The sequence below is a fragment of the Yoonia sp. genome (assembly GCF_030731595.1).
In the GTDB taxonomy this organism is placed as follows: domain Bacteria; phylum Pseudomonadota; class Alphaproteobacteria; order Rhodobacterales; family Rhodobacteraceae; genus Yoonia.
The window spans coordinates 15,236-38,015 of sequence record NZ_JANQTS010000128.1 but is presented as its reverse complement, the minus strand read 5'-3'; the positions used below and the strand labels follow the sequence as shown (position 1 = coordinate 38,015).

The window sequence follows — 22,780 nt, the reverse complement described above, 5'->3', positions numbered from 1 at the left end:
GGGCCTTTTGTATTTGTGCATTGCCGGTCGTTTCTACTCTTCGCCGTCTATCTCACGGCTCAGCAGGCCAAACTTGCGCAGCTTTACGTAAAGCGACTGTCGTGAAAGCCCCAGCATCTCTGCGGCTGCAACGCGATTGTTCATTGTCAGCTCAACGGCTGTTTCAATACACATCTTTTCGACGACATTTGTCGTCTCGGCGACGATGTCTTTGAGCGTCGCGCTGCCGACCAGCTCTGCCACAGACCGCATGCTTTCGTCACTGGTTGGATGTGGACGGGACTGCGTTGCTTCTGCGCGATTGGCATCACGCAGAACGAATGCAAAAATATTCTGTGTTCCGGCCGACAGTTTGGTGACCGACACGTCCACAGACCGTGGATTGCCATAAGAGCCGTTCAGTTTGGTTGCATAATTGCGCATGCGACCAGCCCGGATTGCATTCTCGGTCATGACCTTGAAATCAACACTGCCGCGTTGCAGGTAGTCACTCAGGCTGCGGCCACGCACGTTCACGTCATGGGCCGCATCAATCAGGTCCAGGAATGCATCATTCGCTGACAGCACATCGCCAGATTCGGAAGCAAAAACGATTGCCTCTGGTCCGTCGAGGTAAAGCCCCTGCAGATTCTTGCCAAGATCGTCTGACTTTGCCTTGCTCGCGTCAATCGGCACAAGGCGGCACAACAAAATCCGTTCCCCCGCGGCCCGGAACAGGGTTGGAAACACATCGACCATCATGCCGTTGCCGCGTAGATTGGCAGTGGTCTTCTTGTGAAGGTCGGAAATTGCCTGTGTCGCCAAGCCTTCGACGATGTCGCCGCGCTTGCGTCCTTCAAAGCAATCCGAAAACTGAGTGCCGACCAGGTTCTCGACAGCGCGATCCAGCAGCACAGTGGCTGCGCCATTTGCTTCAATGATCTCGCCGGATTGGACCGAAACGAACAGGACAGCCTCGGTGGTGCTGTCCATCAAAACCCGAAAACGCGTGTCATATTCCCGCTGTGTTTCATAATCGCGCTCGAGCGAGAGTTGCGCCTCGACCAATTGCTGCTGCATTTCGGCAATCGGACGTAGATCGCGGCCAAGCAGCAGAATCGCCCCATCGGGACCGATCCGGTGGAAACTGTAGCGGACTGGCGATGACCATTTCCCGCTTTCATCAATGTGGTTCAGTTCGACGGGCCGGATAAAGCCCTTCGCTTGCAGGAACTCACCCAGACGCTGCTCGAATTTCGCGACGCTTTCGATGGCCAGAACAGCGCGAATATTCCTTCCTTCCCAGCGCTCGAGTTCGCGAAAGGCATCGTTGGAAGGGTTTACAAGAACAGAAAGAATTGTCCCATTCTCAGAAATGACGACTCCGACATCTGCGACCTGCGCAATGATATCGCCCAGAATATCTGGAGCAATGAGCGGTATAGCTCCGCTGTTCCAGTATTTTGTCCCACGGGATGTCATTGCCAACGCGCCTGAGAGGGAGCCGCTCTCATCAATCAGGTCCCGTGTTTCATTTTTATGCTGTTGTGCGTGATGTCTTGAAGGCCGCAAAGTTTCAAGGCCTCTTCTGGATTTCTAGTGGCATAATCAGCCCCTGTCAGCGCAATTACATTCTCTTTCGTCTCGACCTCCAGAATGGTTCCGCCCACCACGATGGGCGGTGGTTTTTTAGTCGAAGACCGCACGGCATCTACCAGCAGGCGCAACGTATAAAGGGCTTCACCAACAGAGGATGATATGAAGATACCATCATATTTAGTAATTGAAATCCGCTTTGCAATGTCTTCGGGCTTGCCACCCAAAATAAGCTTTACAGACAGTCCCTTGCGCCGCAATTGACCGCTCAGAACAATCGCACCAAGTGTGTGGTAAACATCCTGTGGTACCACCAACAAGAGCGACGGCGCATGTGGATCAGAAGCAGCGTTGCTAGACCAGTCTGGCCCCAGGACCCTTAGCATGGCCTGCAATCGCGACGCGCCGATGGTCACGCTGGCAAAACTGAGTTCATCGACACACCAAAGGTCGCCCATCTTGCGGGCAATGGATGGAATATAGAAGTCTGAAAGATCTTCTGGCCGGACGCCAGTCGCCACCACTTCTTTGACCGCTTGCCTGCAATCATCGGCATCTGGACTGACAACCGCTGTGTACAGTTTCGCGAGAACAGTCTCATCCAACCGGATCCCGATCTCTTCAACAACAGTTGACGCAACACGACATGCCGCGCGGCTTTGATGCGGCAACGGTGCAGAGATTTTGATCTTGGCATTCAAGTTCGGATAATCCGCCATCTGCCTACCCTCGGCTTGTTCAATAGATTCAATCGTTCATTGCGGCATTCATGACATTGTCGTTCGCAGGGTCAAGAATGTCAAAGAAAATTGACACATTCCGTATGCAGCCAGCGACATATAGCCGCAAAGTCCTTATAAACATGGTATAAAGAGCAGATTAGGTCCCTCTCCCGCATTCCATGCTATTTGCACCTAAATGTGTAACTTAAAGTTGACACTTGGCCAATACGCCACGTATTCTTTACACAAGAAGATGTCAGGGAGACATTACATGACCATTGCCGATACTGATACCGTAAGCGCGATTGCGATCGGCCGGCGTCTGTATTCCGACGAGGAACGTGTGCGCCGTGACTCCACAAAATGGACCCTTGTTCAAGGCATTCTGGCACCCATCCAGTTTCTCGTCTTCTTGGTCTCTCTTGCGCTTGTTTTGCGGTACCTCTGGACAGGCGTCGGGTACGAGGCCGCCACCATCTCGATCATCGTCAAAACCTTCTTTCTGATCCTGATCATGGTGACCGGCGCGATCTGGGAAAAAGTGGTCTTTGGCCAGTATCTTTTTGCACATGCGTTCTTCTGGGAAGACGTGTTCAGTTTCGTCGTCATCGCCTTGCATACTTGGTATATGGTCGCGCTTTTGACTGGTTCGATGGCCACCGAAAACATGATGTATATCGCGCTCGCGGCTTACTTCGCCTACGTCGTAAATGCGGGTCAATTTATCTGGAAATTGCGCATGGCGCGCCTCGATGCGGAGGCACGTGCATGAACGTCCCGATGACCCCGACAAACGGCGGCTGCAGGACTGCTCCGGTCCTCAAAGAGCGCGGCCAGCGCGAGGTATTTTGCGGCCTGACGGGTATCATCTGGTTGCACCGCAAAATGCAGGACGCGTTCTTTCTTGTGGTCGGTTCGCGGACCTGTGCGCACCTGCTGCAATCCGCGGCTGGGGTGATGATTTTCGCTGAACCGCGATTCGGTACAGCGATTCTCGAAGAGCAGGATTTGGCCGGAATGGCCGACGCGCATGTCGAGCTGGACCGCGAAGTGGCCCGCCTTTTGTCGCGCCGTCCTGACATTCGCCAGCTCTTTTTGGTGGGGTCTTGCCCATCCGAAGTGATTAAAATCGACCTTGCCCGCGCCGCCGAGCGTCTGAGCCAGGTCCATGCCCCCCATGTGCGGGTGCTGAATTATTCCGGTTCCGGGATTGAAACCACCTTTACCGAAGGCGAAGACGCCTGTCTTGCCTCGATGGTTCCCGTGCTGAAAGACACAACCGCCCGCGAACTTCTCGTGGTCGGTGCATTGCCCGATGTTGTCGAAGATCAGATGGTTTCGCTTCTGACCGATATGGGCATTGGTCCGATCCGGCTGCTCCCAGCGCGCCGGATCGATGACACAACCGCCGTGGGCGAAAATACGGTCTTTGCGTTGACCCAACCGTTCCTTGGCGACACCCATGCCGCACTCGAGCGTCGCGGTGCGCGGCACTTGTCTGCGCCGTTCCCGTTCGGGGATGAAGGTACCACCGCTTGGCTGCGGGTGATCGCCAACGAATTTGGCGTGAGTGAGGAAACCTTTGACGCAGTGACTGCCGCCCCCCGCGCCCGTGCGCGCAAGGCTATTGCGCAAGCGGCAGAGGTTCTGCGCGGCAAATCGGTGTTTTTCTTCCCTGACAGCCAGTTGGAAATTCCGTTGGCCCGTTTCCTGACCCGCGAATGCGGCATGACCGCGATTGAGGTCGGCAGCCCCTATATTCACGACGCCCTGCACGGTCCTGATCTTGATCTGTTGCCCGCTGGCCCGCAGATTTCAGAAGGTCAGGATGTGGACAAGCAGCTTGACCGCGCCCGTGCCGCCCGCCCTGACCTGACAATTTGTGGTCTTGGCCTTGCCAATCCGCTGGAGGCCGAAGGCCTGTCCACCAAATGGGCCATCGAGTTGGTCTTTACGCCGGTGCATTTCTACGAACAGGCCGGTGATCTTGCCGGTCTCTTCTCGCGACCTTTGCGCCGTAAGTCGGTTCTTCGTCTGGAGGCTGCCGAATGAAGCTGACTGTTTGGACATACGAAGGCCCGCCGCATGTTGGCGCGATGCGTGTCGCGACTGCGATGAAGGGCCTGCACTATGTGTTGCACGCGCCTCAGGGTGATACATACGCTGATCTGCTTTTCACTATGATCGAACGGCGCAATCACCGTCCGCCTGTCAGCTACACAACTTTCCAGGCCCGCGATCTGGGTGCGGATACAGCGACCCTGTTCAAAGCCTCCTGTCAGGATGCAGTAGACCGCTTTAATCCACAGGCAATTATTGTTGGCGCCTCTTGCACGGCGGAACTGATTCAGGATGACCCTGCTGGTCTGGCCGAAACCATGGGCCTCAGCATTCCTGTTATTCCTTTGGAATTGCCAAGCTATAGCCGCAAGGAAAATTTCGGCGCGGACGAGACCTTCTATGAGATCGTCAAGCATCTTGCCAAACCGCAAGAGCGCACGCCGCGCGTCACCTGCAACATCCTTGGCCCGACAGCGCTGGGCTTTCGGCATCGCGACGATGTCGAAGAACTGACCGGGCTTTTGTCCGATCTGGGTGTGAACGTGAATGTTGTGGCACCTTTGGGTGCGACACCTGCCGATATCGCCCGCCTGCCTGCTGCGCATTTCAACGTGCTGATGTCACCCGAAACCGGTGAAGCTGCGGCGCGCTGGTTGGAAAAGAACCACGCACAGCCTTATACGAAAGTCGTTCCAATCGGTGTCGGTGCCACCCGCGATTTCATCGCAGAGGTCAGCCGGATCATCGACAAGCCCGTTTTGATCGACGAAAGCCGCTTGCGGATGCCTTGGTGGTCTCGGTCGGTGGACAGCACCTATCTGACTGGCAAGCGCGTCTTTATTTTTGGCGACGGCACCCATGTTGCCGCCTATGCCCGGATCGCCCGCGACGAGATGGGTTTCGAAGTGGTCGGCATGGGCTGCTATAACCGCGAAATGGCCCGCCCGATCCGTGCATTGGCCAAGGAATACGGTGTCGAGGCGCTGATCACGGACGATTACCTTGAAGTTGAACAAACCATCGAAGCGCTGAGCCCTGAAATGATCCTCGGCACCCAGATGGAGCGCCACATCGGCAAGCGTCTGGGCATCCCTTGCGCTGTCATTTCCGCGCCCGTCCATGTGCAGGACTATCCTGCCCGCTATTCGCCTCAGGTCGGCTTTGAAGGTGCGAACGTCATCTTTGACACGTTGATCCATCCGCTTGTCATGGGTCTGGAAGAGCATTTGCTGACCATGTTCCGCGATGATTTCGAATTTCACGATGATGCAGGCGCGAGCCACCACGGTGGCAAAGCCAAGGCACGTGTTGAAGTCGAGGAAGCAGTTGATGAGGCGCCACAGCCAGCGGACGACAACATTATCTGGCTGAGCGACGCTGAAAAAGAGCTCAAAAAAATTCCGTTCTTCGTGCGGGGCAAGGCCCGCCGGAATACCGAAAATTATGCGGCAGAGAAGGGTCTGCACCAAATCAGTCTTGATACCCTTTACGAGGCCAAAGCCCATTATGCGCGATAACGCCGACATAAACGCTTTCCGCTTTGTGATTGTCACACTTGACAGTCACACTGCCGGCCCGGCTGCGCGCTGCCGGGACCGTTTGGTTGCCGATTTCCCGGGTCTTGAGATTTCTATCCACGCCGCTGCAGAATGGGGCGAAAACCCTGCTGCTCTGGCGGATGCAAAGCAGTCGATCGCGCACGCCAATATCGTCGTGACGAACCTGCTGTTCCTTGAAGAACATACCAATGCGATCATGCCTGATCTGCTCGCCCGCCGTGACGGTTGCGATGCGATGATCAATGTCATCGCGGACAGTTCTATCGTGAAGTTGACGAAGATGGGCGATCTGGACATGTCCAAGCCCGCCAGCGGTGCGATGGCGCTTTTGAAAAAGCTCCGCCCGCAGCAAAGCAAAGGCAACCAGTCCGGCAAGAGCCATATGAAGACGCTGCGCACCTTGCCAAAGATTCTGCGTCTGATCCCCGGTAAAAGCCAAGATTTGCGCAACTGGTTCCTGTCGATGCAATACTGGCTGGGCGGGTCTGACGATAACATTGAACAGATGATCCGGATGCTGGTGTCACGCTATGCAGTTGGTCAAAGCTGGAAGCCGATGAAGGCCAAGCCGCCGATCGAATATCCAGAGGTTGGCGTCTATCACCCCGACCTTCCCGGCCAGCACATCAGCACGGATGCAGCCGATCTGCCACGCCCTGAAAACGCAGTGGCAACCATCGGGATGCTGATGCTGCGGTCCTATATCCTGTCCTCGGATACCGCACATTATGATGCCGTGATCCGCGCCTTTGAAGAAAAGGGCATGGCGGTCATTCCCGCCTTTGCGGGTGGTCTGGACGGCACGCCGGCGATTGAAAACTATTTTCAGGGCAACGTTGACGCGATGGTTTCGCTGACCGGTTTCTCGCTTGTGGGCGGCCCTGCATACAACGATAGCGCCGCCGCGGTGAAGCTACTGACAAATCTGGATGTCCCTTATATTGCGGCACAGCCGCTCGAGTTCCAGACCCTTGGCCAGTGGGCGGAAAGCCCGCAAGGTCTTGGCCCGATTGAAACAACCATGTTGGTCGCCTTGCCAGAGATTGATGGTGCGACCAACCCGACTGTCTTTGCGGGCCGTCACGGTCCCGAAGGCTGCCGCGGGTGCGCAAAAGGCTGTGTGGGCCAGTCCGATTGCAAAGCGATGGCACCATGCCACGAGCGCATTACAAGCCTTGCCGAAAAGACCCTGCGTTTGGCCAAGTTGCGCCGCAAACAGAACGCTGACAAGAAAATCGGCGTTGTCCTGTTCGGCTTCCCGCCAAATGCAGGTGCCGTTGGTACAGCCGCTTATCTGAGTGTCTTTGAAAGCCTGTTCAACACGCTGAACCAGATGAAAGCCGATGGTTATACTGTAGATGTCCCTGAATCAGTGGACCATCTGCGCGCCATGATCTTGCAAGGCAATGCGGCACAATATGGTCAGCAGGCCAACGTCGGTGCCCATGTCGATGTCGATACCATCGTGCGCACAACCCCGCCGCTCAAAGAGATCGAGGCCGTTTGGGGTCCGGCACCGGGTAAGGTCCAGTCAGACGGGCGCGGCGTATTTATCCTTGGTCAGCATTTCGGCAATGTCTTTGTCGGCGTACAGCCCACCTTTGGCTACGAAGGCGACCCGATGCGGTTGCTTTTTGAGCGCGGCTTTGCCCCGACGCATGCTTTCGTGACCTTCTACATGTGGCTGCGCAACACATTCAACGCCGATGCGATCCTGCATTTCGGGATGCACGGCGCGCTGGAATTCATGCCCGGCAAGCAATCGGGCCTTGGTGCGCGCGATTGGCCGGATCGGTTGATCGGCGAGATGCCGAATATCTATCTTTATGCTGCGAATAACCCGTCCGAGGCTTCGTTGGCCAAGCGGCGCAGCAATGCGGTGATCATCACCCATTTGACCCCGCCTCTGGCCTCATCCGGCCTTTACAAAGGTCTGGCCGAGGTGCGTGACAGCCTGAAGCGCTGGCGTGAACTGCCGGATGCGGATTCACAGCGGTCCGAACTCGAAGTCCTGATCCGCGATCAGGCCGCTGCGGTGGATATGGACGCGAGCAATCTTGATCAGTTGTGGCTGCGCCTGCTGGAAACCGAAGGATCGTTGATCCCTGATGGCTTCCATATCGTCGGCAAAAAGATGTCCGATACGGACCGCACCAATATGCTTGATCTGATGGACCATGCAGATGCGGCGGCCCGTGCGCATACTGACACCCTGTTGCAAAACGAAACCGAATTGCGCGGCCTGATGAACGCGCTCTCGGCGCATTACATCCCGCCCGTCCATGGTGGCGATCTGATCCGCTCGCCTTCGATCCTGCCCACAGGTCGCAATATCCATGCGTTTGATCCGTTCCGGATGCCTACCGCCTATGCGATGTCCGATGGCGTCAAGCAGGCCGATTTGCTGATCAAGACCCACAAGTCCATGCCGCGCACGGTGGCACTGGTGCTTTGGGGGTCCGACAATATCAAATCAGATGGCGTCCCGATCGCGCAGGCGCTGGCCCTGATGGGCTGCAAGCCACGGTTCGACAGCTTTGGCCGTTTGTCCGGCGCTGACCTGATCCCGCTTGCAGAACTGGGTCGTCCACGGGTCGATGTAGTGATGACACTTTCGGGTATTTTCCGGGATCTGCTGCCACTACAGACACGGATGCTGGCCGAAGCCGCGTTGCGCTGTGCGCAAGCCGATGAACCTGCTGATCTGAACTTTATCCGCGTTCATGCGCTGGCCTATGCCGAGCAAATGGGTTGCGATATTGAAACCGCCGCATTGCGGGTCTTTTCGAATGCCGAAGGCGCATACGGGTCCAACGTGAATGTGCTGGTCGATCAAAGCACCTTTGGTGACGAAGACGAGTTGGCCGATGCCTACGAGAACCGCAAAAGCTTTGCTTACGGTGTCGATGGCAAAGCCGCCAAGAACGCAGGGCTTTTGCAAAAGGTCCTCAAGGATGTGGACCTCGCCTATCAGAACCTCGAATCTGTCGAGTTGGGCGTCACCACCGTTGACCACTATTTCGATACGCTGGGCGGGATCTCCCGCGCCGTGAAGCGCGCCAAGGGTGGCGTCAGCGCACCGGTTTACATCGGCGACCAGACACGCGGTGCTGCCAAGGTCCGCACTTTGCAGGATCAGGTGGCACTTGAAACACGCAGCCGCAGCCTGAACCCGAAATTCTACGAAGGCCTGCTGAAGCATGGCCACGAAGGCGTCCGCCAGATCGAGGCGCAAGTGACCAATACAATGGGTTGGTCTGCGACAACGGGCGAAGTCGAGCCTTGGGTTTACCAGCGCCTGTCCGAGACTTTCGTTCTGGATAAAGACATGCGCGAGCGTCTGGCAGCGTTGAACCCGCAAGCCTCCATGCGCATGGCGAACCGCCTTTTGGAAGCATCTGACCGCCACTACTGGGCGCCCGATGAAGCAACGCTCGCAGCCCTGCAAGATGCAGCGGATGCGCTTGAAGACCGAATGGAAGGGATCGCAGCGGAATGACCCTTTTCACAATGAATACAACAGGAAGGACTCTATCATGAGCCCCAGAGATGAAATCCCGAACCTACGTGGCCAAGATGGCGAGGGCTCTGTTCAGGTCCATCAGCCAGATGATGCCAAGATTGAAGGCGCAAAGGTTTTTGCGGTCTACGGCAAGGGCGGGATCGGTAAATCGACCACCTCGTCCAACCTGTCTGCAGCTTTTTCCATGCACGGCAAGCGCGTCTTGCAAATCGGTTGTGACCCTAAACATGACAGCACGTTTACGCTCACAGGCAGCCTTGTGCCGACGGTGATCGACATCCTCAAGGACGTTGATTTCCATTCAGAAGAACTGCGCCCCGAAGATTTTATCTTTGAAGGTTTCAACGGCGTGAAATGCGTCGAGGCCGGTGGCCCCCCTGCGGGAACAGGCTGTGGCGGCTATGTTGTTGGTCAGACGGTGAAACTGCTCAAGCAGCACCATCTGCTGGAAGATACCGATGTCGTGATCTTTGACGTGCTTGGCGACGTGGTCTGCGGTGGCTTTGCCGCCCCCTTGCAGCATGCCGACCGCGCATTGATCGTGACCGCCAATGATTTTGACAGCATCTATGCGATGAACCGGATTATTGCCGCCGTTCAGGCGAAATCGTCCAACTACAAGGTGCGCCTTGCGGGCTGTGTTGCGAACCGCAGTAAGGATACCGACGAGGTTGACCGTTATTGCGAAACTGTCGGCTTCAACCGCATTGCCCATATGCCTGATCTTGATGCCATCCGCCGCAGCCGTCTGAAGAAGAAAACGCTCTTCGAGATGCCTGACGACGAGGACACTGTACAGGTCCGCAAGGAATACATGCGTCTGGCCGAGACCCTTTGGAATGGCACATTGCCTTTGGCGCCAGCCTCATTGCCTGACCGTGAAATCTTTGAATTGCTGGGATTTGATTAATGGCTGACTATGCCGCCACACGGGATCGGGTCGAACACTATTTCGACCGTACCGCGACCAAGACATGGGAGCGTTTGACATCGGACGCGCCTGTATCGGGTATTCGTGCCACGGTCCGTGCGGGCCGTGACCGGATGCGTGATCTGATGCTTGCCCAGTTGCCCGAAGATCTGCGCGGTGCGCGGATCCTTGATGCAGGCTGTGGCACCGGCGCGATGGCGGTGGAACTGGCCCAGCGCGGCGCGGATGTGGTGGCTGTCGATATTTCCCCTGCATTGGTCGATATCGCGGCAAAGCGGATGCCTGCCAATCTGGCTGGACAGATCACATGGGTCGCAGGCGATATGCTTGATGCGACCGAAGGTGGATTTGACCATGCCTTGGCCATGGATTCGATGATTTACTACAGTGCCCCGGATATCGCAGCCCTGTTGGGTCGGGCCGCTGCGCGGATTGATGGCAAGTTTGTATTTACTCTCCCACCCCGCACCCCTGCTTTGATGGCGATGTGGCGTGTTGGCAAACTCTTCCCCCGTGCGGATCGCAGCCCTGTGATGATCCCGCAGTCTACCGCCGGTGTGGCCCAAGCTTTGCGCGATGCGAGCGTTCCGGGCCGTTTGCGCGAGATCGATCAGATCAAATCAGGCTTCTACTTCTCTAGCGCCTTGGTTTTCGAAGGAACAACAAAGTGATATTCAAAGCATCATCGCTCAAGAAGCTTTCAGTAGACCTCCTGCCGTTCAGCGATGCGGTAAGTGATGACCTGCCGCTGAGCCAGCTACTGAGGCTGTCGCTGTTTCAGGTGTCTGTTGGTATGGCGGCTGTCATGCTGTTGGGCACGCTGAACCGTGTGATGATTGTTGAATTGAACATCGGCGCGATGCTGGTTGCCGCGATGATTGCGCTGCCCGTCCTTGTTGCACCGTTACGTGCGCTGGTGGGCCACAAATCAGACAACTACAAATCCGCCATCGGCTGGAAGCGTATTCCTTACCTTTGGCTTGGCACCATGTGGCAGTTTGGCGGTTTGGCGATCATGCCGATGGCGCTTTTGGTACTGTCGGGTGACCGGACGCTTGATGTTGATTGGGCCGGTTACGTGGGTGCGGCGCTTGCCTTCCTGATGACCGGTTTCGGGATGCATATGACGCAGACCGCCGGACTGGCGCTTGCCGCTGATCGTGCGACCGAAGAAACGCGGCCCAAAGTTGTCGCCCTGCTTTATGTGATGAACCTTGTTGGTATGGCCGTTGCCGCCATCCTGATCGGCGCTTTGCTGCGCGATTACTCGGCGCTGCGGCTTGTGCAGGTCGTGCAAGGTACGGCTGTGGTGACACTGCTTTTGAACCTGATCGCCCTGTGGAAGCAGGAAAAGGTCAAGCCAATGACCAAAGCCGAACGCGAAGAGGCATCGCCCACCTTCCGCGATGCCTGGCGCGATCTTGCAAAAGGTGGCGATGCTGGTCGCCTGTTGCTGGTCGTGTTTCTTGGCACGATGGCTTTCAATATGCAGGATGTCTTGCTTGAGCCTTATGGCGGCGAAATTCTGGGCCTTTCCGTTTCTGCGACCACGCTGCTGACGGCGACTTGGGCAACGGGTGCGGTGATCGCGTTTGGATTCGCGGCCCGTTGGCTGGCCAGCGGTACAGACCCGTATCGCATGTGCGCACGCGGCATCCTTGCCGGCGTCGCGGCCTTTTGCTGCGTGATCTTTTCTGCGCCGCTGGGCTCGCCCGCGCTGTTCTATCTTGGCGCCGCACTGATCGGATTCGGTGGCGGGCTGTTCGGGGTGTCGACCCTGACTGCCGCAATGACGATGCCTGCAATCGGCAATGCCGGTCGCGGTTTGGCCCTTGGTGCATGGGGGGCCGCCCAAGCCACCGGTGCCGGGCTTTCCATCTTTATCGGGGGCACGCTTCGTGACCTTGTGAACCATGCCGCTGGGAACGGCACTTTGGGAGAGGCGCTCGCCACGCCTGCCACTGGCTATTCGGTTGTCTATCACACCGAAATTGGCCTTCTTTTCATCACCCTGATTGTGCTGGGGCCGCTTGTGCGGTTGCGGCCCATGACACTGGGAAATTCTGCCAAGCTGGGATTGGTAGAGTTCCCGACCTAAACACCGAAAGGATCATACAATGGTTGGTGTAACCTTCTTTGGAGACTTCGATCTGGCGAGCGCAGCAATCTGGCTCTTCTGGATTTTCTTTGCAGGGCTTGTGATTTACCTGCAGACCGAAAACATGCGCGAAGGGTATCCTTTGCGTGCTGACGATGACGAGCCGCCAGCGAACGAAAGCCTTTGGCCGGTGCCGGGTGCAAAGACCTTTCATCTGCGTGATGGTCGCGGCACTCTGACCGTTCCATCTCGTGAGTATGAAGACAGCAAGATGCGGACAGATCTGGCACTTGCAGCATCTTCTGCCGCGAGCGGTTCACCTTGGATCCCGACAGGCGATCCGATGATTGATGGTGTCGGTCCAGCTTCATGGGCACCCCGCCGTGACGCGCCAGAACTGGACGCCCATGGTCATGCCAAGATCAAGCCGATGGCCACACTGTCTGAATTCCATGTGTCCGCTGGGCGCGATCCGCGTGGCAAGGCTGTCGTCGGTGGTGACGGTGAAGTTGTGGGCCGTGTGATCGACATGTGGATCGACGTACCAGAGCAAATGGTCCGTTACCTGACTGTGGATCTGAACCCAGAAGGATCCGGCAAGACACGTCTGATCCCAATGAACATGGCAAAGATCGGCAGTGATCGCGTCACGGTACGTTCGCTTCATGCTCACAACTGGGACAATGTGCCAACAACCAAGAAAGCCGACGAGGTCACCGTCCTCGAGGAAGACAAGATCATGGCCTACTACGGGGGCGGCACACTCTATGCGGCGCCTTCCAGATCGCAGCCGGTCATTTAACCAACACGCTGCTCCGGTCAGCCACCGGAGCAGCTGCTTACCAAAAGGGAACACTAAAATGAGCCATGACGATTTTAAATTCGAACCTGTCCGCGGACTGCCAGAGGCGTTGCCAGAAGACGAACACATCTTGTGGCAAGGGTCACCTGATCCCGCCCGACTGGCCCGTGATGCCTGGGGCTTGCGTTGGGTTGCTGGCTATTTTGTCCTGCTTGCCATTTGGCGCGTCGGTGTCTCATCTGTTGATTTCCCTATGGGCATCGCACTGATGCATGGAGTGCCGTTCATTATTATGGGCATCGTGGCCTGCGGGATCATGTATGGTATTGCCTATATTCAGGCCCGTTCGACGGTCTATACCCTGACAAACAAGCGCGTCGCGATGCGCATTGGTGCAGCCCTCACGATGACGCTGAACCTGCCCTACGTCTGCATCGGCACCGCCAAGCTTGAAGTCACCAAATCCGGTCACGGTACGCTGGCCTTCGAAATCATCGGTGATACCCGGATTTCCTATCTGATGACATGGCCCCATGTGCGGCCTTGGTATATTTCGCGTACCCAGCCAGCCTTGCGCAGCATCCCCGATGCTGAAAGCGTCGCACGTATCTTTGCAGATGCCGCCGAGACCCGCATTTCAGAGCCGCGCATCGCGCGTGTCGCAACACACGGCAATGCCGTCGCGGCGGAGTAACACGAGATGTCGGAAATTGTGAAATTCGCTAAACTGCAAAAAGAGATGCGCCGGAACGACGAGCAAATGGTGCCTACGTTCCTGGTGGTGGCCATGTTCGGCCTTATGTTCGGCTGCCTTGCCTTGGTTGCCTACAGCAAAGAGCATAATCTGCCGATGACCGGTGTGCTGGTCGAAGCACCCGTTGTGCAATCGCTTGAAATCGTGATGACAGGCGATCGCAGCGGCGTCTACTCTGTACATGATACGGCTGGAAACCTGCTCGCGACTTCCTCGGACGAGATGGCCGGTTTTCTGGGAGTAATTGGTCGCGTGTTCGACCGGGACCGGAAAGTCGCGGGTGTTGTCGGAAACCCGCCCGTGCAGGTCGTTCGCCGTGAGAATGGAAATATTGCTGTAATTGACCCGAGCATTGATCTTTCGGTCGAATTGATTGGGTACGGCAAAGATAATGTGGCAGCGTTCGGAAACCTGCTGAAGTGAAACTGTGCGTGGGTTAGCCACCCGCGCCCAAAGTGAAAGGGAACTCACATGGGACTACTATTCAGAGAAAAGGAAACCGCACCTTGCACGGTCACGATCTCGCATCGGTTTGAAGAACTTTCGGCGCATGTCCGTCTGGACAACGGCGCGGTCATCAATCCGGGCGATACGGTTCAGGTTCAGGGGCCTGAAATCATGGCCGCCTTTGGCGAGATGATCGAGGAAAAGCGCACAGCGGTGATTACCCGCGCCTCCAAGATCGAGCAGCTTTGGACCCGCGCCACCGGCGATTTCGAGTTTATGGAACTCTGCGAATTCTCATTTAGCGAAGAGGTGATGTCATGAACATGCACTCGTCCACTGCTGCGACAGCAGAAGAAGCCATTGCAGCCCAAGAGGCGCTGCCGCCGCTGACAAACGAAGAAGCAACCAAAGTCGCGATGTCCAATACATTGCTGACCCCGCGCTTTTATACCACTGACTTTGCCGAGATGGATGCGATTGATGTCTCGCCCGTGCGCAAGGATTGGGATGTTCTGATCGGGCAGATGAAAGCCGACCCGAACAAAGGCCATTTTCGCAAGAACGAAGATTGGGATCACGTCGACTGGGACGGGATGGAGCCCAAGCTCAAGGCCGAATTCATCGATTTTCTGATCTCGTCCTGCACCGCTGAATTTTCGGGCTGTGTGCTTTACAAAGAGATGAAGCGCCGTGGATCGAATAAGGACATCACGGAATTGTTCCAGCTGATGGCCCGTGACGAAGCGCGCCATGCCGGTTTCATCAATGATGCTCTGCGTGAAGCAGGGATCGCTGTGAACCTTGGCTTCTTGACGCAGGCGAAGAAATACACCTATTTCCGCCCCAAGTTCATCTATTATGCGACATACCTGTCCGAAAAGATCGGCTATGCCCGCTACATCACGATCTACCGCCATCTAGAGCAACACCCCGAGCATCGCTTTCATCCGATCTTCAAATGGTTCTGCGAATGGTGCAACGACGAGTTCTCGCACGGCGAGGCCTTTGCCCTGCTGCTCAAGACAGATCCCAAGCTGACGGAATCCTTTTCCAACAAACTCTGGATCAAGTTTTTCCTGACTGCCGTTTTCTCGACCATGTGGATCCGCGACCACCAGCGCCCCGAGTTCCACAAAGCGCTGGGTGTCGATCCGGCGTGGTACGGGCAGGAAGTCTTCCGCAAGACGTCCGATATCAGCAAGCAAGTGTTCCCGATGACTTTGGATATCGACCATCCGCGCTGGATACCGACGCTGAACAAGATGCAGGCGGCGAACGTCCAGATTGCGGCGGGCCGCAAGCAAGGCGGTCTTGGCGGCTGGCTGAAGCGGATGTCCGGCACGGCAAAGGCGGGGGTTGGTTTTATCTCGCTTTTGTTGATCCCTGTTGAAAAGAACACCGTTCCTGCAAGCCCACGCATGGAGCCAGCTTACTGATGTCATCACCCGTAGTCGCAGCGCTTTTTGCAATTTTTATCTGGTGGTTTTCCACTGGGGTAATTTTGCTGGCGGTGCGTCGGGCTGACCGGAGCGGTCGACACTTGCAGACAGTTCTGGCAGGGCTGCCCCTGCTGGGCCTGGGCACTTGGGCAGTGTGGATGTCCTTGTCTGACGCCAGTGTCGTTGGCGTTTATCATGGATTCTTGGGTGCCTTGGCGATATGGGGTTGGATCGAACTGGCCTTCCTCGCAGGTGTGGTGACAGGTCCGATGAAGGATGATTGCCTACCAGGGTTGAAAGGCCAAGCTCGGTTCTTTCGCGCCTTTGCGACCCTCGCATACCATGAACTGTTGTTGACCGTTGCTTTGCTGGCGCTGGTTTATGCGTCAAGCGGTGCGCCAAATCAGATGGCCTTGGCCACTTACATGGTTCTGTTTTTGGCTCGTATCCTTGCCAAAATGAACCTTTTCTATGGGGTCCCGCGCATAAACACAGAGTTTGTGCCGGCCAAGCTGGCGCATATCAAGTCCTACTTTTGTCGGGGGCCGATCACCTATGCGTTCCCTGTCGCAATTACGATTCTGACCGCGATGCTGGTCGTTTGTGTCGAACGTCTGTGGAATGCAGGCTCGGACGCGACTGTCATGGGCTTTACGTTGCTGACCGCTTTGACGGCTTTGGCACTTATCGAACATTGGTTGATGGTTGTTCCATTGCCTGATGCAAAACTATGGCGCTGGATGTTGCCCGCGCCCAAAACGATGACCAATGAAGAAAGATGAGACCGATGGATTTTGACGCTTTATTCAATGCCCAGCTGAACCAACTCAAAGACGAAGGCAACTATCGTTACTTCGCCGAGCTGGAGCGCAAATGCGGCAAATTCCCCCGCGCGGCCAACCATGCCGAAGACGGTGTACGGGATGTCACTGTCTGGTGTTCGAATGACTATCTGGGGATGGGCCAGCACCCCAAGGTGATCGCCGCAATGTGCGAAGCGGTCGAACGGACCGGCACCGGTGCAGGCGGCACCCGCAACATTTCAGGTACAAACCACGACCACCTGCTGCTGGAACGCGAATTGGCCGATCTGCACGGCAAAGAGGCGGCATTGCTGTTCACCTCGGGCTATGTATCGAACTGGGCCGCGCTCTCGACTTTGGGTAGCCGCCTGGAAAACTGTGTGATCCTGTCTGACTCTGGCAACCACGCGTCCATGATCGAAGGCATCCGCCATTCCCGCGCCAACAAGGTGATCTGGAAGCACAACGATGTGCATGATCTGGAAATGAAGCTGCGCGCCCTGCCTGCCGATGTACCCAAGATCGTCGCGTTTGAAAGTGTCTATTCCATGGACGGTGACATTGCGCCTATCCGCGAGATTGTCGAAGTTGCCGAGAAATATGGCGCGATGACCTATCTGGACGAGGTCCACGCCGTTGGTATGTACGGCCCACGCGGTGGCGGCGTGAGCGAACGCGAAGGTCTCGCTGATCGCATCACGCTGATCGAAGGCACATTGGGTAAAGCCTTTGGCGTTGTGGGCGGGTATATTACCGGCTCTGCCGCGCTTTGCGACTTTATCCGCAGCTTTGCGTCCGGGTTCATCTTTACGACAGCCTTACCGCCTGCTGTCGCGGCTGCAGCGCGGACTTCGATTGCCTATCTCAAGGAATCCGAGCTTGAGCGCGCACGCCAACGCCGGCAGGTTGCACGCCTGCGCGCCGCGCTGGACCGCGAGGGAATCCCGCATATGGAGAACGAAAGCCATATCGTTCCGGTAATGATCGGCGACCCGGTCAAGACGCGGATGTTGGCGGATTATCTTATGCGCGAATGGGATATTTATGTGCAGCCGATTAACTATCCGACCGTCCCAAAGGGTACCGAGCGGTTGCGATTTACGCCTTCTCCACTGCATGACGACTCAGATATCGACCATCTTATCAATGCGTTAAGGGTTTTGTGGAAGCAATGCGCGCTCGCGCATGCGGTGGCCTGACGCCTATCACATATTCTTTTGCATACGGGGGTAGACCGCCCCGTCGATTGTATTACATTGCAACGCGACTGGGGCGAACGGTCACAGAATCAGATCGAAGAGGAATACGATCATGAAACGTTTTACTATTGCAGCAGTGTTTGCTGTACTTTCCGCACCCGCTTTTGCAGACGGCCATGCCGCAACAATCGGCGACGCCGCCGCGGGTGAAGAGCAATTCAACCGTCAGTGTGTTGCATGCCACGTGGTAGCAGATGCATCCGGTGAGGTGCTTGCCGGTCGTAATGCACAGACAGGCCCTAACCTTTATGGCATCGCTGGCCGGACCATGGGCTCGATTGAAGGGTTCCGCTATAGCGATTCTCTTATCGCGTTGGGCGAAGCTGGAACACCTTGGACTGAAGCTGCGTTCGTTGGCTACGTTCAGGACCCGACAGGCTGGTTGCGCGAGGTTCTAGAGGACCGTCGTGCGCGTGGTAAGATGGCCTATCAGGTCCGTGAAGAATCGCAGGCCTATGACCTTTATGCTTACCTGTCGACTTTCGGCGCGGAAGAAGCTGCTGCAACAAACTAATCACAGTCTGATGTGAATGACTTTGGCCGTCAGGGGAAACTCTGGCGGCCTTTCATATTTCCAGAATGAGCCGCGCTATCGTTTCGGGGTCTTCCTCATGGGCCAAATGGCCAAGATTTGCCAATTCAGTCAGCAAAGCATTGGGCAAAACGGTTGCGGCATCCCGGCTCACTTGTGGGGGCACAGCAACATCCGATAGGCCTGTGATCAGTTGCACCGGTGCATCAATCTGACCTAAACGAGACAGCAATCCATCCAGCTTCCACTGCGCCATCATGGATAGTGTGCCGTCCACATGGGCCTTGTCTGTCGCAAGCCGATAGTAAAGTTCCAGTCCCTGCTGATCGAGCGTTGAACCTGTGCCGCGCAGAAGGTTTCGCACGGCATTCCGAGTTGTCGTGCCTGCAAAAATACTTGCACTGAACGGCGTGATCGCCAGTGCCTTTGCCATGACCGGAAAGAGCCATCCGGCCATGCCCTTGAAGTTCCCTAGTGCGGCGTTGATCCCGACAATGCCTTTGGATGGGTGAAGCCCCAGCTCCCAAAGTCGCAACGCAATCGCGGCTCCCGCGGAATGGGCGACAATCATTTCGGGTTCCCAGCTTTCGCTGCGGCAAAGCGACAGCAGATCTTCGGCCATATGATCCAGCCCGCAGCGTTGCTGCGCACCAAGTTGGGTGAACCCTTGACCAGGCAAATCCACGGCGACCACCTGGTGCGTCTTCGCCAGAATGGGTAACAGCCCGCGAAAGCTGTGCGTCGCACCCCCTGCACCGTGGATCAGCAGAATGGTCGGACCGGTCCCCGCCTCTTGCACGTGCCAGCGGTGGGGCCGGTGCAATACCTGCCGCGAATATTCCGCGAGCGGCCAGTCTTTGGCATCAGCGGGCCAGCGCACAGGCCTAATCTCCCAATGCGGCAGAGACAGAGGCCGACAACCGCTTTGCATCCGCGCGCGGCATCGGAAGATAGGCGGCGTCAAGCGTGGCGGCCAAAGCTTTCAGTGCAGGTTCGGGCCGATTGCCCGTATCAATCACCAGCGCGTCGATACCGTGGGCGCGCAACAGCCGCGCGATCTGTTGGGCGTCGTCGGCGGCTTGCTTGCGATCGCCCCTACCGTCCAAAGCGACATTGGCGCGCCCGTCAGTCAGAATGGCAATTGTTGGCGTCAAACCACGCCGCGAGGCCTGTATTGCCTGATCAAAGGCCGTGACCATGCCAGCGGCCAATGGTGTCCCACCGCCTCCGGGTAAGGCTGCAAGCCTGCGTTTGGTCTGCACCAACGAACGGGTAGGCGGCAGCAGCAGTTCTGCATCCGTGCCCCGAAAGGCAACAAGGGCGACGTGATCCCGCCGCGCATAGGCCTGCGCCAAAAGCAGTTCAACGGCGCCCTTCGCTTCGGCCAAACGGTTGAGCGCGGCCGAGCCAGAGGCATCGACGGTAAAGATCAACAACCGGTCGGATTTTTCCTCGAACCGTTTGATGCGGAAATCGGCGGGTCGGATTTGTAACCCCTCGCGCCCGCTCGCCTGTCTGCGAATAACTTGCCAAGGTGCCGCCGTCCGCAGCGTTGCAACAATATCAAGTCTAGCCCCATCGGCCAGCCTGCCTTCGCGCGATGGCAGCGGCCTGCCACGGCGGTTGCCTTTGCGCGCGGCACCGGACCCGTTGCCCTTGCCGGTTCGCGCTTTTCGCGCGGCCAGCCGTTCCAGCAGGTTATCTGGCAAAAGCGCCTTGACCGCTTCCAGCAACATCTCGTCCGGTATCTCGAGGTTGTCGCTGTCTTCGTCATCTTGCGACTGCTCGGAATCCTGATCAGGCGGTTGCGGCGGTGTTTCTTCTTCCTGGTCTTCCTCTGTCTGCGGCATCTGCGTTGCACGATGGGCAAGGGTCAGGGCGCAAGCAACCTCGAGGTCCTTGTCATCGACACTGGCCTTGCCCAAAAGCGCTGCCAACGCGCGCGCGGCTCGCAGGGTGAACAAAGGTGCGCGCATGCTGTCTATTCCGAACTGCGCGGCGATGCGCGCGGCCCGTTCCAGAACATCAAGACCGTGGGTCACCCGCGCCAGTTGCGCCCGTGCGGCGTCTATGTCGATTGGTTCTGCGGGCTCCGCATCTGCAATGCTGACATTTGACAGGTCCGCATTAAAGGCCAGCCGTTCGGCCAGTTTCGGGTTCAGCACTTCATCCGGTTCCGCCCCTTCATCGAGGGCGATCAGGCAGTGCAATTGGCTTTTATCAAGCGTCACCGCCAGCCGTGCCGCAAGGCTGGTTGTCGCCCGTTCCGCCATGGCCAGAATTAGGGTGCCAGGGACCGAAAGTAGACCCTGTTCCTGCACAATTTCACCGCTCGCCAAGGTTGCTGACAGGTCCAGCCCGCCAAAAAGCGCCTCGTCCGATATTGCCGGATGGAGCCGGTGTTGCGGTTGCGGCAAGGTCTTGATCTGCGCCATAAGCACATCACGCACCGGACCAGATCGCGCGCGGATTGCCATCCCGCCAAGACCGGGATCAATGGCCAGCAGGTGCAGCGCCAAAGTGGCGCGGGACCAGTCGGGATTAGCCAAGGACGTCTTCCACGATCCGTGACACCCGCGTGCCGCTGCCTGCCTCGTCGAGGGGATCGCGGCGCAAACGGTGGCGCAGCGCCATAGGCGCCATGTCGCGGACATGCGCGCGGGTCAGGGCGGTGTCGTCGCGCCACGCTGCATAGGCGCGCGCGGCCTTTAACAGGGTCAATTCGCCGCGCAATCCGTCAGAGCCAAGCGCGAGGCATAGTTCGGCCACATCATGCAAAGTGCTTTCAGGTGTCTTGAGTTTGGACAGCGCCTTGCGTGCCGTCAAAATCCGGTCGCGGATCGTGGCATCCTCGGCCTGCCAGCGCAGCATGAAGGCGGCGTTGTCATTTTCAAATGCATCGCGTCGTTTGATCACCTCGACCCGCGTTGCGATCTCTTTGGGTGATCCCACCTCGACCGAAAGGCCGAAGCGGTCCAGCAGCTGCGGGCGCAACTCGCCCTCCTCAGGGTTGCCGGACCCGACCAACACGAAACGGGCGGGATGGCGGATGGAAAGCCCTTCGCGTTCGACCACGTTCTCGCCTGATTGCGCGACATCCAGCAGCAGGTCGACGATGTGATCTTCAAGCAGGTTCACCTCGTCGATATAAAGATAACCGCGGTTGGCGCGGGCCAGCAGACCGGGTTGAAAGGCTTTCTCGCCCTTTGTCAGCGCCTTTTCGATGTCGAGCGCCCCTGTCACGCGGTCTTCAGACGCGCCCAAAGGCAGATCGACGACGGGTGTCGGCATTTCGACGACCGTTTTCGTCTCTAACATAGCCCAATCAGGCACATTTTCAGGTTTTGCACTATTCACTGGACAGCCTTTGACCGCCTGTATCGGTGGCAAAAGCGCGGCCAGTGCCCGCACCGCAGTCGATTTTCCGGTGCCTCGATCCCCAAAGACCAAAACGCCACCGATGCTGGCATCAATCGCGGTAAGGATCATCGCCTGTTTCATTTCTTCTTGGCCGACGATGGCGGAGAATGGGAAGGGTTGGGTCATGCGGCCTCGAGTTTGGCTAGGGGTGATATGCCGTTCCATGTGCCACGATCAGAGTGGACAGCGAAACGGGCGTAGAGTTCTTCGCGAAACCAGCCTTCTTCGCGTACGGCGCGAATGGCCTCTGCGTGCGGCCCTGTGCGGGCAAAGCCTGCCATCGCTTTTTCGGAGGGCCAAATCGAGAATGTCACTTGGTGCAACATCGGCACCTCACCAATCCCGATCTTGAAGGCGACATTAGGGTCTTTGCCGATCATGGCCGAGATATCGGGGACCCGCCCCCAAAATCGCGCAAGGATGCGGGGCTTGATCGTGGCCCGCGTCAAGGCAGCCAACGGGCCGGTCGCTTCAAGGCCCGAGGGCTCAAACGGCGATTGCCCCGACCAGACGCCGCGCGCTGATTGGGTTTGCAAGAACACCGTCCAGTTTTCGCTGGCGCGGTTCTGGTAGCGGGCAAAGATGCCTGACTGCGTGCGCGCATGGGCGGTTTCCGCGTCGGGCCAAGTGGCAAGGATCGCATAGACGGCGGTATTGGGGACGGGGGTAAACCCTTCGCCTGTGCCAGAGCCGCAAAGTTTCCAGAACCCGATGTCAGGCGTGCGCGCCATCGGCCAACGCGCCCCGCCCATCATCGTCAGCGCCCAAGCTCGCGCCAAAGGCCCGGAAAAGCGAAAAAATGACAGGCTGACGATCTGCGTCACAGGGAAACCTCGGAATGTGTCAACTAATCCT

Annotated in this window: 21 protein-coding genes; 15 read left to right on the top strand and 6 right to left on the bottom strand. The window is 57.2% G+C overall.

Annotated features, from left to right (window positions below):
• Positions 1-33: 33 nt before the first annotated feature.
• Positions 34-1,461: a transcriptional regulator PpsR gene (gene ppsR / locus NWQ23_RS14750; RefSeq protein WP_306167147.1), complete on the bottom strand. Its 1,428-nt coding sequence runs from the start codon at positions 1,459-1,461 to the stop codon at positions 34-36.
• A gap of 35 nt (positions 1,462-1,496) precedes the next feature.
• Entirely contained in the window at positions 1,497-2,294 is a 798-nt protein-coding gene (locus tag NWQ23_RS14745; protein WP_306167146.1) for a cobalamin B12-binding domain-containing protein, read from the bottom strand.
• Between the two features lie 274 nt (positions 2,295-2,568).
• On the opposite strand from NWQ23_RS14745, the gene bchF reads away from it, so the two are divergent.
• The 15 genes from bchF (at position 2,569) to NWQ23_RS14670 (ending at position 18,487) form a co-directional block, all read left to right on the top strand.
• The gene (bchF, locus tag NWQ23_RS14740; RefSeq protein ID WP_306167145.1) at positions 2,569-3,069 is read left to right on the top strand and encodes a 2-vinyl bacteriochlorophyllide hydratase; all 501 of its coding nucleotides are present in this window, start codon (positions 2,569-2,571) and stop codon (positions 3,067-3,069) included.
• Positions 3,066-4,349 (top strand): ferredoxin:protochlorophyllide reductase (ATP-dependent) subunit N, encoded by a 1,284-nt coding sequence (locus NWQ23_RS14735; RefSeq protein ID WP_306167144.1) that lies wholly within the window; start codon positions 3,066-3,068, stop codon positions 4,347-4,349. Before bchF ends, NWQ23_RS14735 begins: the two co-directional genes overlap by 4 nt.
• Complete coding sequence (gene bchB / locus NWQ23_RS14730; protein ID WP_306167143.1) at positions 4,346-5,875, top strand: ferredoxin:protochlorophyllide reductase (ATP-dependent) subunit B; 1,530 nt, start codon at positions 4,346-4,348, stop codon at positions 5,873-5,875. Before NWQ23_RS14735 ends, bchB begins: the two co-directional genes overlap by 4 nt.
• A complete protein-coding gene (locus NWQ23_RS14725; protein ID WP_306167142.1) occupies positions 5,865-9,416 on the top strand; it encodes a magnesium chelatase subunit H in 3,552 nt (1,183 codons plus the stop codon). Before bchB ends, NWQ23_RS14725 begins: the two co-directional genes overlap by 11 nt.
• Before the next feature lie 37 nt (positions 9,417-9,453).
• Complete coding sequence (bchL, locus tag NWQ23_RS14720) at positions 9,454-10,350, top strand: ferredoxin:protochlorophyllide reductase (ATP-dependent) iron-sulfur ATP-binding protein (protein ID WP_306167141.1); 897 nt, start codon at positions 9,454-9,456, stop codon at positions 10,348-10,350.
• Positions 10,350-11,042: a magnesium protoporphyrin IX methyltransferase gene (gene bchM, locus NWQ23_RS14715; RefSeq protein ID WP_306167140.1), complete on the top strand. Its 693-nt coding sequence runs from the start codon at positions 10,350-10,352 to the stop codon at positions 11,040-11,042. Before bchL ends, bchM begins: the two co-directional genes overlap by 1 nt.
• The gene (locus NWQ23_RS14710; protein WP_306167139.1) at positions 11,039-12,469 is read left to right on the top strand and encodes a PucC family protein; all 1,431 of its coding nucleotides are present in this window, start codon (positions 11,039-11,041) and stop codon (positions 12,467-12,469) included. The genes bchM and NWQ23_RS14710 overlap by 4 nt, the downstream gene beginning before the upstream one ends.
• A 19-nt stretch (positions 12,470-12,488) precedes the next feature.
• Positions 12,489-13,271, top strand: a complete 783-nt coding sequence (gene puhA, locus NWQ23_RS14705; protein ID WP_306167138.1) for a photosynthetic reaction center subunit H — start codon at positions 12,489-12,491, stop codon at positions 13,269-13,271.
• Between the two features lie 58 nt (positions 13,272-13,329).
• Positions 13,330-13,965: a photosynthetic complex putative assembly protein PuhB gene (gene puhB / locus NWQ23_RS14700; RefSeq protein WP_306167137.1), complete on the top strand. Its 636-nt coding sequence runs from the start codon at positions 13,330-13,332 to the stop codon at positions 13,963-13,965.
• Between the two features lie 6 nt (positions 13,966-13,971).
• Positions 13,972-14,448: a photosynthetic complex assembly protein PuhC gene (gene puhC / locus NWQ23_RS14695; RefSeq protein ID WP_306167136.1), complete on the top strand. Its 477-nt coding sequence runs from the start codon at positions 13,972-13,974 to the stop codon at positions 14,446-14,448.
• Between the two features lie 48 nt (positions 14,449-14,496).
• Positions 14,497-14,793 (top strand): hypothetical protein, encoded by a 297-nt coding sequence (locus NWQ23_RS14690; RefSeq protein WP_306167135.1) that lies wholly within the window; start codon positions 14,497-14,499, stop codon positions 14,791-14,793.
• On the top strand, positions 14,790-15,908 hold the full coding sequence (gene acsF, locus NWQ23_RS14685; RefSeq protein WP_306167134.1) for a magnesium-protoporphyrin IX monomethyl ester (oxidative) cyclase: 1,119 nt from the start codon (positions 14,790-14,792) through the stop codon (positions 15,906-15,908). Before NWQ23_RS14690 ends, acsF begins: the two co-directional genes overlap by 4 nt.
• Positions 15,908-16,693, top strand: coding sequence for a putative photosynthetic complex assembly protein PuhE (gene puhE / locus NWQ23_RS14680; protein ID WP_306167133.1), 786 nt, complete (start codon positions 15,908-15,910; stop codon positions 16,691-16,693). Before acsF ends, puhE begins: the two co-directional genes overlap by 1 nt.
• Before the next feature lie 5 nt (positions 16,694-16,698).
• Positions 16,699-17,913 (top strand): 5-aminolevulinate synthase, encoded by a 1,215-nt coding sequence (gene hemA / locus NWQ23_RS14675; RefSeq protein ID WP_306167132.1) that lies wholly within the window; start codon positions 16,699-16,701, stop codon positions 17,911-17,913.
• 112 nt (positions 17,914-18,025) lie between these two features.
• Positions 18,026-18,487 (top strand): cytochrome c family protein, encoded by a 462-nt coding sequence (locus NWQ23_RS14670; RefSeq protein WP_306167131.1) that lies wholly within the window; start codon positions 18,026-18,028, stop codon positions 18,485-18,487.
• A 52-nt stretch (positions 18,488-18,539) separates the two neighbouring features.
• On the opposite strand, the gene bchO is transcribed toward NWQ23_RS14670, so the two are convergent.
• From bchO to crtA, 4 genes are read right to left on the bottom strand one after another with little or no spacing between them, the layout of a single operon-like run.
• Entirely contained in the window at positions 18,540-19,385 is an 846-nt protein-coding gene (bchO, locus tag NWQ23_RS14665; protein WP_306167130.1) for an alpha/beta fold hydrolase BchO, read from the bottom strand.
• A gap of 4 nt (positions 19,386-19,389) precedes the next feature.
• Positions 19,390-21,054: a magnesium chelatase subunit D gene (locus NWQ23_RS14660; protein WP_306167129.1), complete on the bottom strand. Its 1,665-nt coding sequence runs from the start codon at positions 21,052-21,054 to the stop codon at positions 19,390-19,392.
• Complete coding sequence (bchI, locus tag NWQ23_RS14655; RefSeq protein WP_306167128.1) at positions 21,047-22,051, bottom strand: magnesium chelatase ATPase subunit I; 1,005 nt, start codon at positions 22,049-22,051, stop codon at positions 21,047-21,049. The genes NWQ23_RS14660 and bchI overlap by 8 nt, the downstream gene beginning before the upstream one ends.
• Positions 22,048-22,749 carry a spheroidene monooxygenase gene (crtA, locus tag NWQ23_RS14650; protein ID WP_306167127.1) on the bottom strand — a complete coding sequence of 234 codons (702 nt, stop codon included), beginning with the start codon at positions 22,747-22,749 and terminating at the stop codon, positions 22,048-22,050. The genes bchI and crtA overlap by 4 nt, the downstream gene beginning before the upstream one ends.
• Positions 22,750-22,780: the final 31 nt, after the last annotated feature.